This window comes from Candidatus Nitrosopumilus sp. (assembly GCF_965262695.1).
Lineage (GTDB): Archaea > Thermoproteota > Nitrososphaeria > Nitrososphaerales > Nitrosopumilaceae > Nitrosopumilus.
In genome coordinates this window covers 152,008-168,988 of record NZ_OZ253550.1, presented here as the reverse complement: position 1 = coordinate 168,988, position 16,981 = coordinate 152,008, and the positions used below count along the sequence as shown (strand labels likewise).

At 34.1% G+C, this 16,981-nt stretch carries 20 protein-coding genes; 3 read left to right on the top strand and 17 right to left on the bottom strand.

Translation table 11 applies throughout. From position 1 onward, the window contains the following. Positions 1 to 7: 7 nt before the first annotated feature. The 9 genes from ACQY2P_RS01020 to arsM form a co-directional block, all read right to left on the bottom strand. Positions 8 to 199, bottom strand: a complete 192-nt coding sequence (locus ACQY2P_RS01020; RefSeq protein ID WP_428326570.1) for a hypothetical protein — start codon at positions 197 to 199, stop codon at positions 8 to 10. 41 nt (positions 200 to 240) lie between these two features. After that, positions 241 to 1,044 (bottom strand): uroporphyrinogen-III synthase, encoded by an 804-nt coding sequence (locus ACQY2P_RS01015; RefSeq protein ID WP_428327298.1) that lies wholly within the window; start codon positions 1,042 to 1,044, stop codon positions 241 to 243. Next, the gene (gene cobA / locus ACQY2P_RS01010) at positions 1,044 to 1,784 is read right to left on the bottom strand and encodes a uroporphyrinogen-III C-methyltransferase (RefSeq protein WP_428326569.1); all 741 of its coding nucleotides are present in this window, start codon (positions 1,782 to 1,784) and stop codon (positions 1,044 to 1,046) included. The genes ACQY2P_RS01015 and cobA overlap by 1 nt, the downstream gene beginning before the upstream one ends. Further along, entirely contained in the window at positions 1,781 to 2,716 is a 936-nt protein-coding gene (gene hemC, locus ACQY2P_RS01005; protein WP_428326568.1) for a hydroxymethylbilane synthase, read from the bottom strand. The genes cobA and hemC overlap by 4 nt, the downstream gene beginning before the upstream one ends. Beyond that, entirely contained in the window at positions 2,713 to 3,990 is a 1,278-nt protein-coding gene (gene hemL, locus ACQY2P_RS01000; protein ID WP_428327297.1) for a glutamate-1-semialdehyde 2,1-aminomutase, read from the bottom strand. Before hemL ends, hemC begins: the two co-directional genes overlap by 4 nt. A 750-nt stretch (positions 3,991 to 4,740) precedes the next feature. Beyond that, complete coding sequence (locus ACQY2P_RS00995; protein ID WP_428326567.1) at positions 4,741 to 4,971, bottom strand: hypothetical protein; 231 nt, start codon at positions 4,969 to 4,971, stop codon at positions 4,741 to 4,743. 267 nt (positions 4,972 to 5,238) lie between these two features. After that, positions 5,239 to 5,919: an MIP/aquaporin family protein gene (locus tag ACQY2P_RS00990; RefSeq protein WP_428326566.1), complete on the bottom strand. Its 681-nt coding sequence runs from the start codon at positions 5,917 to 5,919 to the stop codon at positions 5,239 to 5,241. Further along, the gene (locus tag ACQY2P_RS00985; protein ID WP_428326565.1) at positions 5,919 to 6,314 is read right to left on the bottom strand and encodes an arsenate reductase ArsC; all 396 of its coding nucleotides are present in this window, start codon (positions 6,312 to 6,314) and stop codon (positions 5,919 to 5,921) included. The genes ACQY2P_RS00990 and ACQY2P_RS00985 overlap by 1 nt, the downstream gene beginning before the upstream one ends. 14 nt (positions 6,315 to 6,328) lie before the next feature. Then, positions 6,329 to 7,087, bottom strand: coding sequence for an arsenite methyltransferase (gene arsM, locus ACQY2P_RS00980; protein WP_428326564.1), 759 nt, complete (start codon positions 7,085 to 7,087; stop codon positions 6,329 to 6,331). A gap of 63 nt (positions 7,088 to 7,150) precedes the next feature. On the opposite strand from arsM, the gene ACQY2P_RS00975 reads away from it, so the two are divergent. After that, entirely contained in the window at positions 7,151 to 7,528 is a 378-nt protein-coding gene (locus tag ACQY2P_RS00975) for a winged helix-turn-helix transcriptional regulator (protein WP_428326563.1), read from the top strand. 19 nt (positions 7,529 to 7,547) lie between these two features. Here ACQY2P_RS00975 and ACQY2P_RS00970 read toward each other — a convergent pair whose 3' ends face one another. From ACQY2P_RS00970 to pstC, 6 genes are read right to left on the bottom strand one after another with little or no spacing between them, the layout of a single operon-like run. After that, entirely contained in the window at positions 7,548 to 7,850 is a 303-nt protein-coding gene (locus tag ACQY2P_RS00970) for a P-II family nitrogen regulator (RefSeq protein ID WP_428326562.1), read from the bottom strand. Next, positions 7,850 to 8,932 (bottom strand): sodium-dependent bicarbonate transport family permease, encoded by a 1,083-nt coding sequence (locus ACQY2P_RS00965; RefSeq protein WP_428326561.1) that lies wholly within the window; start codon positions 8,930 to 8,932, stop codon positions 7,850 to 7,852. The genes ACQY2P_RS00970 and ACQY2P_RS00965 overlap by 1 nt, the downstream gene beginning before the upstream one ends. Before the next feature lie 46 nt (positions 8,933 to 8,978). Next, positions 8,979 to 9,638, bottom strand: coding sequence for a phosphate signaling complex PhoU family protein (locus tag ACQY2P_RS00960; RefSeq protein WP_428324583.1), 660 nt, complete (start codon positions 9,636 to 9,638; stop codon positions 8,979 to 8,981). After that, positions 9,638 to 10,471 carry a phosphate ABC transporter ATP-binding protein PstB gene (gene pstB / locus ACQY2P_RS00955; RefSeq protein WP_428326560.1) on the bottom strand — a complete coding sequence of 278 codons (834 nt, stop codon included), beginning with the start codon at positions 10,469 to 10,471 and terminating at the stop codon, positions 9,638 to 9,640. The genes ACQY2P_RS00960 and pstB overlap by 1 nt, the downstream gene beginning before the upstream one ends. Continuing rightward, positions 10,468 to 11,400 carry a phosphate ABC transporter permease PstA gene (gene pstA, locus ACQY2P_RS00950; protein WP_428324585.1) on the bottom strand — a complete coding sequence of 311 codons (933 nt, stop codon included), beginning with the start codon at positions 11,398 to 11,400 and terminating at the stop codon, positions 10,468 to 10,470. The genes pstB and pstA overlap by 4 nt, the downstream gene beginning before the upstream one ends. Continuing rightward, the gene (gene pstC / locus ACQY2P_RS00945; RefSeq protein WP_428326559.1) at positions 11,397 to 12,374 is read right to left on the bottom strand and encodes a phosphate ABC transporter permease subunit PstC; all 978 of its coding nucleotides are present in this window, start codon (positions 12,372 to 12,374) and stop codon (positions 11,397 to 11,399) included. The genes pstA and pstC overlap by 4 nt, the downstream gene beginning before the upstream one ends. Positions 12,375 to 12,491: 117 nt before the next feature. Between pstC and ACQY2P_RS00940 the strand changes: the two genes are divergently transcribed. Together ACQY2P_RS00940 and ACQY2P_RS00935 are read left to right on the top strand one after the other, a co-directional pair. Then, complete coding sequence (locus tag ACQY2P_RS00940) at positions 12,492 to 13,535, top strand: PhoU domain-containing protein (protein ID WP_428326558.1); 1,044 nt, start codon at positions 12,492 to 12,494, stop codon at positions 13,533 to 13,535. A 112-nt stretch (positions 13,536 to 13,647) separates the two neighbouring features. Beyond that, the gene (locus tag ACQY2P_RS00935) at positions 13,648 to 13,800 is read left to right on the top strand and encodes a hypothetical protein (protein ID WP_428326557.1); all 153 of its coding nucleotides are present in this window, start codon (positions 13,648 to 13,650) and stop codon (positions 13,798 to 13,800) included. Positions 13,801 to 13,868: 68 nt separating this feature from the next. Here ACQY2P_RS00935 and ACQY2P_RS00930 read toward each other — a convergent pair whose 3' ends face one another. Both ACQY2P_RS00930 and pstS read right to left on the bottom strand, forming a co-directional pair. Continuing rightward, positions 13,869 to 15,500 (bottom strand): hypothetical protein, encoded by a 1,632-nt coding sequence (locus ACQY2P_RS00930; protein ID WP_428326556.1) that lies wholly within the window; start codon positions 15,498 to 15,500, stop codon positions 13,869 to 13,871. 185 nt (positions 15,501 to 15,685) lie between these two features. Continuing rightward, positions 15,686 to 16,912: a phosphate ABC transporter substrate-binding protein PstS gene (pstS, locus tag ACQY2P_RS00925; protein ID WP_428326555.1), complete on the bottom strand. Its 1,227-nt coding sequence runs from the start codon at positions 16,910 to 16,912 to the stop codon at positions 15,686 to 15,688. Between the last annotated feature and the right edge of the window lie 69 nt (positions 16,913 to 16,981).

The following is a 16,981-nucleotide window of genomic DNA, read 5'->3' as shown; positions in this document are numbered from 1 at the left end:
TACTTGTTCAAGATTTTTTTGAGTTCTTTGATTTTTTCTTGTCTTTCTTTTTGTCTTTCTTTTTGTCTTTTTTCTTGTCTTTTTTCATATCTTTCTTTTTCTTCTCTTCGATTTCTAGCTCGATTTCAATTTCAGTCTCTATTGCTTTTTCACAATGGGGACATGTGATATGGATCTTCTTTTTAATTTCATACTCCATAATTTGAAAAGAATTCCAAAGTATTAGAATTTGATCATTAATTATGCAATAGTAAGGGTATTTTTCATGGCTTCAAAAGCACCTGCAACAGTGTGAACTTCAGCTACGGTGTTTTTAACTTTGAATTTCTTTAGTTCATCAGAAGTGAATGGTCCAATAGATATCACAGATAGTTTAGCAAGATTATCTAGCAAAGAATTTTCATCATAATCTTTAGTCATTATTTCAAAGAATCCTCTAACTGAAGATGCACTGGTAAACACTACACCATCAATCTTGTTTTGCGAGAACAGCTCCCTAAATCCATTCCACTGAGAGGTATCTCTAAATGCACAAACATCATACAAATGAATTTCAAAAACATCTATTCCAATTTTGTTTAGTAGTTCTTTAAGAAAAGGAGTAGATGCGCCACTTCTAGGAACTATAACCTTTTTTCCAACTGCATTGAGTTGTGTGAATAATTCTCCAACACCAACAGACGAGAATGTTTTTTCAGGTTGATGGTTAACTTTGATTCCTTGTGCTTCAAGAGCAATGGTTGTTTTTGGACCAACTGAGATCACAATGGTATTTGCAATTGCCAGTTGTAGAGTTTCAAGTTTTCCAGAGTCCTTTGCAGTATCAAATAACAATTTTACAGCCTTTGAACTCATAAAAACAGAGTAATCAGGATTGTATGTTTTTACAGAGTCTAGAAATTCATCAACGATTTTCTCACCCTTACTAACTAGTTCAATAGTTGGCAATGCTATTGGGGTTGCATTGTTTTGTTCTGCAAGAGATATGAATTCAGAAGCGTCATCACGTGAACGAGTAATGGCTATAGTCTTTCCATCAAGCATCATTTCCACCCAATAGTGTCTGACAAATCAACAACGTTTCCAATTATAATATTAGCAGGAGGGGTTATTTTGTTTTCTTTGACTTTTTTTGCAATGTTTGTAACAGTTCCTTTGATCATTTTTTGTTTAGGAGTGGTTCCATTTTGAATTACTGCAACAGGTGTTTTTTTATCCATACCTCCTGCGATAAGCTGTTTACAAATAATATTGATTCTAGACAATCCCATCATGATTACTATGGTATCTACGGATTTTGCAAGTCGCTTCCACTTTACAATCTCTTGTTTCTTTTCAGGATCTTCATGACCAGTTACAAAGACTACTGAGGATGCATGTTTTCTATGAGTGAGAGGGATTCCAGCATAAGTAGCTGAACCAATTCCAGAAGTGATACCTGGAACAATTTCATATTTTACCTTGTTTTCTTTGAGAAATTCTGCTTCTTCACCACCACGTCCAAAGATTATTGGATCCCCACCCTTTAGTCGGACAACACTCTTTTTTGATTTTGCATATTTTACCATCAAGTCATTTGTGGTATTTTGATGAGTAGTGTCATCACCTACTGCACGACCAACATAGACTTTTTCGGTCTTTTTTGGAATCATTGAGATGATTTTTTTGCTTACCAATCTATCATACAAAACAACATCTGCTTTTTGTAACAATTCAACTGCACGAAGTGTAATTAATTTACTGTCACCAGGTCCGGCACCAACAAGATACACTTTTCCAGTCATGTCTTATTCCATTCCTCTACTTTTTCTCTCCAATTTAATGCAAGATCATTTACTCCTTTCTCACGGAGTTCTTCTCCTGCACTTTTACCAAGAGATTTTGGATTATTTTTATCTCCAGTTTTGGTTACAGATAGTGATTGTTTTCCATCAACAGAAAACGCTGTCACAGTCAGAGTCATCTCAGAACCATTGGACTTTGCATATGCCCCAACAGGGAATCTACACCCAGAATCAACAAAGTCAGATAGTGCACGCTCTGCTTCTATTTCTAAACGAGAATCAAAGTCTTCGATTTTTTTGAGCATCTCAATAGTTTTAGAATCATCAGCTCTCGCAACAATTGCAATTGCACCCTGGCCAGGAGATGGAGAAAAATCATCAGTGGATAACTCTGTATATTTCACATCAACACCCAATCTTGTAATTCCTGCCTTTGCAAGAACAATTGCATCATAGTTTTCGCCAGATGTTTTTTTGATTCGAGTCTCAATGTTTCCACGAATTGGTTTAACTGTAACATCAGGTCTTTTTCTAGATACCTGAACTGCTCTTCGAAGTGAGCTTGTTCCGATTACAGAACCAGACGTTATAGAGTCAAGAGAAGAACCATCTTGGGAAATAAAGACATCATTTACTGTTTCTCTTTTAGGAATACAAGCTAGTATCAGGTTTTCATCTAGTTCAGAAGGAACATCTTTTAGACTATGAACTGCAAAGTCGACTTCTTTTTGTGCAACTGCTCTATCAATCTCTTTTTCAAAAATTCCTTTTTGGTCTATGGTAAATAATGGTCGGCTGTCTGTATCGCCTTTTGTTGTAATTGTTTTGATTTCATATTCTGCATCAAGATGTACTTTTTTTAGTTCCTCAATTACCAAGTTTGTTTGAGCAACTGATAATTGACTTCCTCTTGCACCTACAACATACTTCAATTTTTCACCGATTTTAGTGCCAAATGATATGCATCAAGTGTTTTGTTTAGATCGTTTTCTGTATGTGCATCAGACAAGAATACAACTTCAAACTGAGAAGGTGCAATGAATATTCCTTTTTTGAGTAGAGTCTTGAACAATTTTTGGAATTTCTTTGCATTTGCTTTCTTTGAGGTTTCATAGTTTGTAACAGGTTTGTTTGTAAAGAAAATCTGGAACATTGAGGCTGTAAAATTGATTTGATGAGGAATACCCATGTCAGTCGCCATATCGTCTAAAGCAGTAGAAAATAAGAGATTGTATTTTTCAAGTTTAGAGTAAAGTTTGTTTTTGAGTTTGTTTATTGTTTTGATTGAAGTAATTGCTGCACTAACGGATATTGGATTACCAGCAAATGTGCTTGCCTGATAGACTTTACCTCCAGGAGAAAGCAAATCCATGATCTCTTTTTTGCCACCTACTGCAGAGATTGTAAATCCATTGCTTAGGGCTTTGGCCATTGTAGTAATGTCAGGTTTTATTCCAAAGTGTTGTTGTGCACCACCTGGTGCGACTCTGAATCCAGTAACTACTTCATCAAAGATTAATGGGATGTTGTTTTCTTTTGTTATTTTTCTCAAGTCAGATAAGAAATTTTTCTCAGGTAAAATCAATCCCATGTTAGCAAGAATTGGTTCAACAATTACTCCTGCAATATCTTTATTTTTTTGAATTGTTTTTTGTAAATCTTCAATGTTGTTGTATTGAACAACCAAAGTATTCTTTGATACTTCATCTAGTCCACCATCAGAAACTGAAATTCCATTGTGTGCTGAACCTGATCCTGCTTTTACTAAAACAGAGTCATGAGCTCCATGATAACATCCTTCAAACTTGATTATCTTTTTCTTTTTTGTAAATCCACGTGCAAGTCTGATTGCAGTCATTGTAGATTCACCGCCAGTGTTCATTAATCGAACTTTTTCAATTGATGGGAAATTACCGATGATTAGTTTTGCAAGTTCAGTTTCTGCTTCTGTAGGGGTACAGTAAAGGGTACCTTTGGTTAGTTGTTTTGAAACAGAATCAATGATTTCTTTTCTTCTATGTCCTAAAAGCAATGCACCATAACCATTACAAAAATCGATTAATTTTCTATTATCAGCATCCCAGATGTATGCACCATCTGCCTTTTTTGTGAAAAATGGATATGGTTCAAAGTATCTAACAGGACTATTAACACCTGAAGGAGTCACTTTTTTGGCATCTGAGAATAGTTTTGAATTTGTCAACATCATAGTCTGAATTAGGTCATTATTATTCGTAAAAGCCTAAATTTTGAGAATTTTCATGCTCAAAACTATGCATAAAGATACTCATCAGTTTTTTCTTTTTTGCACCAACAATTAGGGCTGCATTGACTGTCTCTATTTTCAGACATGACTTGCTCCTTTTTGATTCTCCCTATCATTGCAACTTGGATGAATCGCCGTTGACTCTCGTACAACTTGTTTTATAATGTCTGCAACTTCTTTCGACAGTAAGATTTTCGAAAATGAATAAGCATCATGCTCAAGGAAGCGGGCAGCAGTCATTGATTATAATAATACAAAATTTGTTAAAACATGATTGTAATTATTTTATGTAAAAAACTAAAACATTGTAATCTATATAGAAATGCAATCATCTTAGTTGATTGCAAATATCGTCACAATGAGGACAAAACAAAACATCTTCAGCAAACTTTCCGCGTCTTAAGATTTCAGTATCATTATTACCACATTTTGCACATTTGATTTTTTGCATATTGAGAGTTGATTTTGAGATCTAAAAATAATTTCTAAAGGATTTACGTAAATTATGTAAAATTGATCAAATTACATAAAATTATGAAGCTATAGCGATTGCAACATTACAACTATGATATCGAAGTAATGTTTTTTGTTTGCACTCAAGACATATTTCTTGTATAACAATATTACATGAAGAACATTTCAAATAATTGTTTAAACTACTACCACATTTTCTGCAACTCTCATCAGGCATTATGCAATAATAGTTTCTTTTAATCTCCAATCAAAATCTCGCAGTAAGAAAGAAATTTTCTTTGCAACATAATTTGGAACTACATCCAAATCACATATTACAAGAATTTGCCCTTCTAAATAAGGAAAGATAAATTCCAAAAGGGTTTCTCTTTGAACAGAAATATAATTTAGAGGTCCAATAAGATCATCAAATTCTTTACTTAGTGAAGTTTGAAGACTTCGTTGCATGAAAAACATCTCAACTTCTTGTTTAGACATCTTTGTGAGGATTCTATCATTGCGAAATTGGAACTCAGTGGATTTGCCATTCTTGTTTAAAGAAGACACAAAAAAGATTCTCTCATCTGAGGCTAGAATGTCTTGGCATAGGCGCAAAATTGCTTTATTTCGCTCAAGATTAGATGACATCATCACAAATCATAGGTACAACTGTGACTAAAACACGTGGTCTGTAGATTTGATAAGACTAAGGAAACTATGAGGGCTATGGTTTTTCTATAATTCTTCTCTTCTTTGTTTTTCAAATTTGCCCTTGAACAAAAATGCCACTATTATGGTGCCAACAAATGGAGCAGTCCAATAAAGCCACAAGTCATTTAGAGTACCAGAAAGCAAAGCAGGTGCTAGAGCCCTTGCAGGATTCATAGAAGCCCCGGAAATAAATGCTAAAAACAAAATATCTAATCCAACAATTCCTCCAATTGCAACACCACTAAATCCTCTCAATCCTTTTGTATACACTACATAGAAGATTACTCCCATAAGCATTGCAGATGCCAATACCTCAACTGGAAAAATTAAGGATAGTGAAAAATCATAATTTGGAGCATTTGCCCCAAGATTTGCTTTCTCACCAATAACTTTCATAACAAATAGAGAACCTAATAATGCACCAATAATTTCTGCTGCAAAATAATACAAAATCTGAATTTTTGAAATATGTCCTGTGATATAATATCCAATTGTTACTGCAGGATTGAAATGTGCAAGAGATATTTTTCCAAATGAATAGACACCAATTAGTAATGCAATAAATGGTGCAACAGCTGCAAAAGGAATTCCCAATTGTCCATCAAAAAATTCTGCATCATAAACAATAGAGCCAGTTGCAAAAATAACAAGAATGAATGTTCCAATTAATTCAACCGTAAAGATTTGTAGATTTGAGTATGTCATTATTTGTGCTCTAAGTTTTTTATCAGATTCATTACTTCATCTTTAATTTGATCACGAATTTCTCTAATTTGATCAAGTTCTTTATTTTTAGGATCAGATATGTTCCAATCAATTACATCCTTGACAAATAATGCAGGACATGATTCTTTATCCATACAACCCATATTCACAGTAATAGATTTGGAAATCATTTCATTTGTAAGTTCTTTAGGTTTTTGATTCGTAATATCAATACCAACTTCGTTCATTACTTTAATCACATTTGGATTTAGTTCAGATCTAGGCTGAGTACCGGCACTTAGGACATCTATGTTAGGCGCAAATTTTCGTAGAAATCCCTCTGCCATTTGACTACGTCCTGCATTTTCAACACAAACAAAAAGAATTTTTTTCATATCTCAAAATAACATTATTTTATTGCCTTTATTACAAGACTGGAGATTTTTCTGCCATTAATTTTTTCTCCTTCCATATAGGATCTTTCTTCCAGTATTTCGATCTTTTCAAATCCTGCATTTTTAATGCATGAGAGATAATTTTCTTTTGTTAGGGCTCCATCAATACATTCACACCATTGATCCGAATTAATTTCTCCAGAAGGCAATTCTATATCAGTAATTAGATCAGAGATTACCATTCTTCCATTTTGTTTTAAAATTCGAAATACCTCTTTGAATGTATTTGTTTTATTTGTTGTAAGATTAATAACACAATTACTAATTACTGCATCAACAGAATTAGGATTTAGAGGAATGTTTTCTTCAATATCTCCTTTCTTAAATTCAACATTGGAAAAATTTCCTTTTAATGCATTTTCTCTAGATTTTTCTAACATTTGTTCAGTCATATCAATGCCAATTGCTTTTCCGGAATCCAATACTTTTTTTGCTGCCAAAAAAATATCAATTCCAGCTCCAGACCCTAAATCAACTACAACTTCTCCTTCCTTAAGATTGGCATGGTTTATTGGAGCTCCACATCCAACTCCCAAAATTGCTTCTTGAGGAATTGATTCAAGATCCTTTTGATCATAACCTATCAATTTTGTTGCATCAATTGGAGAATCACCACTTTGGCATTCACCAGGCATGCAACAACAATCGTTATTCCCAGATACAACTATCTTGGAATATCTTTTCTTAATATCATCTTTAATCGAATTTTCCATGTCATGGTTTACTAAGTAAACTATTAAAGTTGTCAAGTATAAAGCAATACAGTAAGTGTAACTATGGAAACTAAAGGAAAAAGACTACCAGTTATTGAAAACAAATGTGAGTTTACAGGCTATGATGCATCAAAATTGTTGACAGAGACTTCAACCATCAGAGAATTAATTACAAAAAGAGCAACACTTGAGATCTTATTTCCACTATGTTGCACAACCGAACCAGTTAGACACAAACAATTCAAAGAATCACTCAAAGGGATAAGCAGTAAGACATTATCCACTAGATTATCTGAGCTTGTTTCAGAAGGAATATTGGAACGACAAACATTTGCAGAGGTGCCTCCACGCGTAGAATACAAACTGACAACCAAAGGACAAGAGCTAATTGAATCAGTTTCTAGTTTACTTGATTGGATGAGAAAATGGTCTAAGAAATAATTATTTAATTTTAAAATCGTTAGAATTTTTCTATTCTAACTACACCAACATCACTAACATAAAGTACAATAGCATAATTTGCAAATAGAGTTCGAGATATTTCCTCGACAACATCTTGTAATTTTTCTTCTCTCATAATTACTTCAACTTTGATATTCTTTTCATTTTTCAATCCCTGTCCACGTAAACCACGTGCCCCATTTCCATCAACTTCATAAGTAGTATATCCAGTGATGTCATGTTTTTTGAGAATTTCAATAATATTTTCTTGTGCTAAAATCTCACAAGTAATTGTAAGTAATTTAACATTGTATAGTTTCATTAGAATCCCTCTGTAATGAAATTGAATAAGTCTATCGCTCCTTCTCCAGAGTGAACAAATGTGGATATTGTAAACAAAATTGGTAATGTTACAATGATGTTAAATGGAAAAGTTATTCCCAATGCAGATGTAATATACAAACTTGGTTTTGCTTGAGGAATAGCATGACGTAAAACTGCAGGAGCGGCAATAAACGAAGCGCTAGCCATGAGTAGTCCAAACATCACTGCACCGCCCACACTCAACCCTAGTGCAGTTGAGACCAGTACACCAATAGTTCCATTGAACAGGGGTATGATTATAGCAAATGCAGTAAGAAAAATTCCTACTTTTTTAATATCATCTAATCTTTGACCAGCAATTATTCCCATTTCAATCATGAAAATTACTATTGCACCAGTGAACATATCATCAAATACAATCTTGATTGGTTCAAATCCATCCTTACCGATGATATAACCAATTACAATACTGCCAAGAAGAATTACTATTGCTTTTCCAGTGATTGATTCATGTAGGACTTTGGATAGTTTTGTCTTTGTTTGATTTAATCCAATATCAATTTCTGTGGAATCATCATCTGAAAAAGACTGCTTCTTTGCTTTGATCTGTTTTGCTACTGCCATATTTGTCATAAATATTGCCAAAATGAATGCAAGAGGTTCTAGTACTGCAAGAATTGCTGCAATATATCCTTCAGAACTTACTCCTTGATTTTTTAAAAATGACAAACCGACAGAAAAGTGCACTGCACCTACTGCACCATAAGTTGATGCAAGTGCATAGGAATCAAAGAGATTGAATTTTCCCAATCGTCTCAAAATTTGATAGTGATTTAATGTAAACAGTAATGACAATCCAATTGCAACAAACATCGGAATCAACATGTTTTCAAATCCAGTATTTCGCATCTCTATTCCACCATGAAGTCCAATTGCAGCTAACAAGTAGATTGGTAAGAATTCTGAAATTGCTTCAGGAATTTTCAAGTCAGATTTTATTCGAGCTGCAATAATTCCAAACAAGAAGAAAAGAATTATCGGAGTAAGAAGATTAGCCTGGATTAGTTCTAGTATTTCCATTTGAATATTTCAGCCAATTTTTGGCTGAATAAAAACCAAGGTACGCCTAGTCAGACTTTGTGTGAGATGCGATTCTAGCCTCACTTGGTCTATGTTTTCCAGTAACGATGTAGTTGATTGCATCGCTCATAAACACAGCATGGTCACCAATTCGTTCTAGATATCGTAAGAGTAATGCTTCAGCTAGAGCACATTTTGTATTGTTTGATTCAATGAGTTTTGGCAATCTATCTTTGTAGATTTGATCAATTACCTTTTCATCTTCACGAATTTTGACTGCTTTTCTTACATCAAGTTCTGCAAAAGACATTACAGCTTCTTTGATCATGTGTTTTACTTTTTTTGTAGATTCAATTAGTGAGGCATTGGTACATTCTGAAACATCTCCAAACAAATCACGTACTTGTGTAATGTCATATGCATATCTACCAAATCTAGCAAATGCATAAGAGATTTCAGTTGATGAACGAATTAATCTAAAGTCATCTGCTACTGGTTGGAATTTTAATAACATGTCAAAAGTCAAGTCTTCTACTTCATAGTATTTGGAACGAATAGAATCAGAAAGTGCAAGGACTTTATCCATAGTATTTGTTCCATCAAGATACGAATCTATTGCAAGTGAAATTGATTCAATTACCATATCACCCATCTCTGCCATGATAAAAGACAGTTTTTGTAAAGAAGGATCAATTAAACGAGTCATTATCCAAACTGACCCTGAACATATTTTGCAGTTAATTCATTTTTAGGATCTGTAAAGAGTTTCTTTGTTTCTCTAAACTCTATCAAATCACCAAGATACATGAATCCAGTATAATCAGAAACTCTGACTGCTTGTTGCATGTTATGGGTGACAATAATTATTGTGTATTCTTTTTTGAGTTCAGTGATTGTTTCTTCAATTTTTTGAGTTGCAATAGGATCAAGGGCAGATGCAGGCTCATCCATCAATAAAACTTCAGGCTGGATTGCTAAAGCTCTTGCAATACATAGACGTTGTTGTTGACCACCAGATAATTCAATTGCGGATTTTTTCAAATCATTTTTTACTTCATCCCAAAGATATGCCATCTTTAGAGAATCTTCTACAATTTCATCAAGAATTCTTTTGTCTCTAACACCATTTAGTTTCAGTCCTGCAGTTACATTATCATAAATTGACATTGTTGGGAATGGGTTTGGTTTTTGGAAAACCATTCCAACTTTTCGTCTGTGATAAATTGGATCAATTGACTTGTCATAAAGATCAATATCATCAATCATTACTTTACCATCTACATGAGCATTTTTTGTCATATCATGCATTCTGTTCAAACAACGAAGAAACGTGGTCTTTCCACATCCAGATGGACCAATCAAAGCAGTAACAGATTTTTCTTTGAATTTCATCGTAACATCTTTTACAGCTTCAATACCATCATAACTAATTGTGACATTTTCAGCAATCATCTTGTATTTTTCAGAATCAACTGTTAGAGTTGGATCAGATGTAACCTGTGTTTCCATATCAGTTGGTTTTATGCTCAATGCTGTCAATTTTTAGTCTTACCTCCTTTCTTAATTAATTGTCCGAAAATTCCATTCTTTCCTTTCTTATTTGCAAAAAAGTATCGTACAGCAAGATTGATTCCAAGAATTATAAATATCAGAACTAATGCAGAGCCCCATCCTTGTAGTTGAGCGCTATCATATGGTAATAAGGACAATCTCCAAATTCTTAATGGAAGCGCATCCATTGGTACATCCATACTACTAAAGAATTGACTACTTCCAAGAATAGTCATAATCAATGGCGCAGTTTCTCCACCAATTCTAGAGACAGATAATAAAATACCAGTAATCATACCGTTTTTGGCAGCAGAAATTACAATTCTAAAGGTAATCACCCATTTTTTGAGCCCAAGTGCAGTTCCAGCTTCACGATAAGTTACTGGAACCATTTTGAGAGATTCCTCAGTAGTTCTTGCAACAATAGGAAACATAATCAAAGATAATGCAAAAGCTCCTGCCCATACAGAAAAGTGCCCAAGAATTAATACAATCATCAAGAATGCAAAGATTCCAAGCACAATTGATGGGAATTCCATAAACACATCATTGAAGAATCGAATTGACTTTGCAAGTTTGTTATCACCATATTCAGAAAGAAAGATTCCAGACATTACGCCAATCGGGACTCCAATCAAACTAGAAAGACCAATGATTATCAGAGTGCCTTGAATTGCAGGGCCAATTCCTCCTTCCCCTGAACCAATTGCACCAGGGGTTTCAGTTAGAAATTCATAGCTTATTGCAGCAATGCCATTTTTGAAAACTTCAACTAGAATACTACCTAATGGAATAATTGCAATAATAACACATGCAAAAACAATAATCCTAACAACTTTATCAACAACTAGACGCTTCTCTACATTTTGTTTAAACATGGCACGATATTCTTGCCTTCTTTCATTTGTAGTACTCAATTGTTTATTGCACCCTCCTTTACTTTGAGCATTCTAGTAACTAGTAGATGAGCAACAACATTGATTGCAATTGCAATTAGTAACAAAACTAGTGCAACACCAATTAATGCAGGAAGATGTAATGACGCAGGAGATGCTTCAACAAACTCGTTTGCAATGATACTAGACATTGTTTGACTTGGTTTGAAAAATGATGAAGGTATTGCAGCAATGCCTGTAGCATTTCCAATCAACATGGTGACAGCCATAGTTTCGCCTACTGCTCTACCTAAACCAAGAATTGAAGCACCAATTAGACCAGTTTTAGAATATGGAAATACAGCAAGCTTGAACATCTCCCATTTTGTTGCACCCAGCATGTATGCAGCTTCTTTTTGTTGTTGAGGAACTGCTTTCATTACTTCTCTAGCAACAGCCGACACTGTTGGAATAATCATAATAGCTAAAATTACACTTGCAGTAAGAATATCTAATCCAAATGGAGTTCCAGAAAATAACCATATTGAATCACCAAATGCATCATGAAGTGGTTTTTCTACCCAATCTTTGAAATAAATTCTAAAAACAAACAAACCCCAAAGTCCGTAAATTACACTTGGCACTGCAGCTAATAGTTCAACAACAAATCCTAAAGGCCCACCAATCTTTGCAGGGGCATCAGAGATAAACATGGCAATTCCAATGCTCAGTGGAACGCCAATCAGCATTGCAAGTCCAGCAGTAGCTAATGTTCCAAAAATATACGGTAATGCACCAAAGGATTCACGTCCTTCTACAGCATTCCAATCAGTGCCAACAATGAATCCAAGTCCATCTTCTTCCCAAATTGGATAAGACTCTGAAAATAATTGGAAAACCAACAATGCAACCATAACTAAAACATAAACACCAGCAACAGTAGCACCAATTTTGAAAATTTTATCAGAGATTGGACGTCGATTTGGCTTTTCAGGTTTTAGTTTTATCTTTCCCACAATTTTGGGCGCGAATTTGATGTTATCTAGGATCTGATCATATTTTATGAGAACATCGTAGTTCTATATAGATCCTAAACTAAATTGTAAATAAGAAAATTTTCTAATGGAATTTAATTGGAAACCATTGAAAGTACAAAGCAAACTAGGCGTATTCAGCTCAGTGGAGGTTCCACATACATTATTTCATTACCAAAAAACTGGATAGAAGAATTGAAGATCAAAGTGGGTCAAAACATTACAATTGTAAAGAATTCTAATCAATCATTAACATTATTTTCAAATGAAAAGACCAGTACTGAAAAAAAGACAGTTGCAGTCATCCCATCCAGCCAAAAAGACACAGGAGACTCGATAAAGAGAAAGATAATTGCAGCATATCTGAGAGGGTATAACACCATTGAGATAAAATCAAAAGGGATCAGACTTCCTGCAGAACACACTAGAAATGTCAGAGAGTTAGTCAGGACAAGTATGATCGGAACTGAGATTGTAGAATCTAGTTCAGAAAAAATTTCAATTCAGGTTTTAACTAGACTGCCAGAATTATCATTTGAAACCGCATTAAAGAGAATGTATCTTATGGCAAGCAATATGGTAAGAGAGTCCATTGAGAGTATTGATGAAGAAGATGATATTCATGCAGATGAAGTGGTAAACATGGATGATGAAGTAGATAGATTTGGATTATACATGAGACGTAATCTAGTATTGGCAGTAGAAAACGAAAATATACTACAAGACATGGGATTAAGAAAACCGTCAGATTGTCTTGGGTACAGAGCAATAGTTACAAGAATTGAAAGAATTGCAGACCATGCATCACATGTAGCAAAAAGGAAAAAATTCATTGAAGGAAAACTTGATACAAAGTTATTTAATAAAATCAAAAAATTATCTGAGGAATCTTTAACAGTATTTGAAGAAGCAATCACAGCAGTTCAAAATCAAGATTTCATTAAAGGGGAAAAAGTTGCACAAAAGGTTGCAGACATCATCGAAGATGAACGACAGATAATGTCCAAGGTTTCGGATTCTGATAAAAATTCCATTTCAATCAGATTCATCCTGCAAGACTTGAGAAGAATTGCAGAATATTCAGGAGATATAGCAGAGGTAGCCATAGATGAAAATATTCAAAGTATCATCAAAGAAGAGTAAATTTTAAAAAAATTTAGATATAAGATAAAGAATTTTTCAAAAAAACTACCTAATTTGTCAAAAATATATTCGTCATATTAGATTTAACAGATTATTGCCTATAGTATAATGAATGATTGAATGGTTCTCTCAAGTATTGTGTTGGAAACATGAAGGAGTAATTGACTCATCAACGATTGCAAATGCATACATTTGGTTGACTGCACACTTTGGTGATGTTGCAGGATATACCAGCTGCAATGTAAATCATATAATGACTATTTAACAAGCCAAACTAAAACAAGTAAATGATTTTTCTAGTGTTTACTAAAAATAAAAAAAGAAAGGATGAATCTACTCTACGTAGAAGCCTCTATTCCAATCTTGGGTATTTCTAAGATCTACAGATGTAATATTTTCTGCAGAATCTATTTCTAACATTGCATCATAGATAGGATTGTTTGGATGATATCCTTGACATTCAAAATCAATGACAGTCTCTAAGGCAAATTTGTTTTTGACATAGCTTTCATCTTTGTTAGGATCGGTCTCAACAGTATAGTCTGTTGCTCTACAATTGTTATAATTGAATCCACGAATTACTTCACCATTAGAAATAATTGCCACATCAATATCTGCAAGTTCTCTATTCTGAGTACCAATAATACCTTGAACTTTTTGATTTTTATCCAGGTGGTTGTAAAGCAATGGATAATCACCCACAATTCCTCTTAATTCAAGAGTTGGGTAAACAGTCTTTCTAGTAAATGCTTCAGCAGCAACATCTCTGTCGCCATTGTCGTCATTAACTTTTTCAGTTGCAGTCAATACTTCATTTTGTTTAAACATTGAAAACTCTATTGTTTCAACTCCATCTCCAAAAGTAAATGTCGTGATTACATCTAATCCACGATCAGTGTTTTGCAATGATTCCTCGTAAACGTTAGAGATTCCAGATACTTTCCAGATAGGGGTGTCACCATATAGTTTTTCATAGTTGTCGTTTATTGGATCAAATCCTGAACAGACGAAATCCATGGTATGAACAACAGCAAATCCACTCTTACCTGTAAATCCTTCTTCTTTGTCAGTTTGGGTTGTAATTTGTGAAGAATCTACAATACAGTCTCTGAAATCAAATCCTCTAAGAACATCATTACTACTAACAAATTCTACAGTTGCATCAAAGTCTTCATTTGAAGCATATGTAGTACCTGAAATATTTCTAGAATTCTCAATTGCTTGATAAAGCAATGGATAGTAATCTAAAATACCTTGTACTTGGAATTGTGCAATAGTTCTTGTTGAGGATTCTTGATATGCTGAAACCAGATTAAATACTGGAAACTCTATTTTTTCAGAGCCATGATCAAAATTAAAGGTCACAAAAGTGCTTGTGTCCTTTGCAAATTTGAATCCAGATTTACCGTAATCAGTTAGAGATGTTGTTGGCATTACAAATTCATTCATAGAATTTACACCACTGCAAACAAAAGTGATTTTATCTACAACTGCAAATCCAATGTCTTTGAAATAACTCTCATAGTCATTTGAATCAAGAGTTTCAACGTTGTAATTATCAACTCTACAATTGTTATAATCTAATGATTTTACAGATTCACCATCTTTCATGAAATCAGCATTTACATCAAAGTATTTCATTTGATAATCAAATGCGGCATTTGAGAATCTATACTTGTATGATTCATCCAAAGCCTCATGAAGTAGGGGAGATTTTGTGACAGTCCCCTCTACTGAAAATGAAACACCAGAATCATCTACAAAGTTTTCACCCATATTAAAGACAGGAAATGAATATACTTCAACACCATCTCTGAATGTGAAAGTTAAGACGGGAGTAACATCTCCAACCATTTTGTAACCTTCACTTTCTTCAGCAAATGCATGAGAGCTTGCAAAAGCAGCAAATGCAATTGTTGCAATAATGCTAAACACTGCAATGTTTTGTACGTTTTTAATAGTCATTGAAAATCATAATGAAATTATATCTATAAGCTGGATCCTTATTCTATCCGTATGTATCATAATGGTAGATAGACATCGTATTACTATATAGAAAATATCAAAGAAGATTCTAAAAAACTAGAATAAAAATTTGGAGCATGACTTGAGAATTTATTTCAAAAAAATAAAAGTAAAAAGAAAAGAGTTTAGACTTTGAGAATTCCTTCTTTAATGAGGAATTGTAGTCCGTTTATATAGTCTTGATCAGATATCAATCCTTCTGACCACCATTTTGCATTATCTCTAATCCATTTTGGAATTTCTAAACTATCAGACATTGCTGATGCTTTGTAATCCCAAAGAATTTCACCATCATAGGTTACTTTGGATAATCCTTGTTTTCCTAGTTCTACTACTTTATCAGCCAGTGGAACATACAAGAGACTAGAAGAGAATTCTTGACCATCGGTAATCATCCAATGTATCATGTGAATGACTGCTTTTGCTTGCTCTTTGTTTTTAGTAACTGGTTTTAGATCATCATACACAAGTAGGTATGTGAAACTAGCAAGAGGATAAGAATCTGGACCAGGTGCATTTACTAGAGATACTCCAACCCAGCTGTCTTCAGCTGCAGGTAAAGAATCTGCAACCCCACTAGATGCAGCAGAGATGCTGTCTAATGTTGGTTCGATAAATGAACTCTTGTCACCATTTTCAATGAATGCAAAACTCATTCCAGTTTGGAATGCATATGCAAGTTCAATGTATCCAATTGCGTATTCAGTTGACTTTACAATTCCAGCAACACCTTCATTTCCTGCAGCAGCAAGACCTGAAGGCCATGGAACAGATTTTCCTTTACCTATCTGTTCATCCCAAGTTGGGCTAATAGTAGATAGATAATCTGTAAAGATGAATGTGGTTCCTGAACCATCTGATCTGTGTGCAGTAACTATTTCCTTATCAGGTAAATTCAAACCTGGATTCTCTGCAGTAATTGCAGGATCATTCCATTTTGTAATTTCACCTAAGAAGATTTTAGCTACAACATCTCCAGTTAGTTTTAGTCCTTTGTCTGGAACTTCAGGAACGTTGTATACTACAACTACACCTCCAATTGATTCTGGAATGTGTAATGTTCCTGTAGCAATTTCTCTTTCAGCTTCACTCATTGGTTTATCTGATGCTGCAAAGTTTACAGTTTGTTCAATGTGCTGTTTGATTCCACCACCACTTCCAATTGATTGGTAGTTTAGATTTACGTTGTTGTATACATTGTTGTATTCAACTCTCCACAAATCAATTAGTGGGAATGGAAATGTTGCGCCTGCTCCGGTCAGATCAAATTGTAAATTGTCTGGTGGAGGTGCAGGCATTGCATCGGCATTGGCATTAAGAGGTGGTACGATTGCAACTAATGCTGCGATCATCAGTATTGACGTTATTTGTCTTCTCATTGAAAGAACATGTTTTGAAATTTATTTACAAATAACAATCAT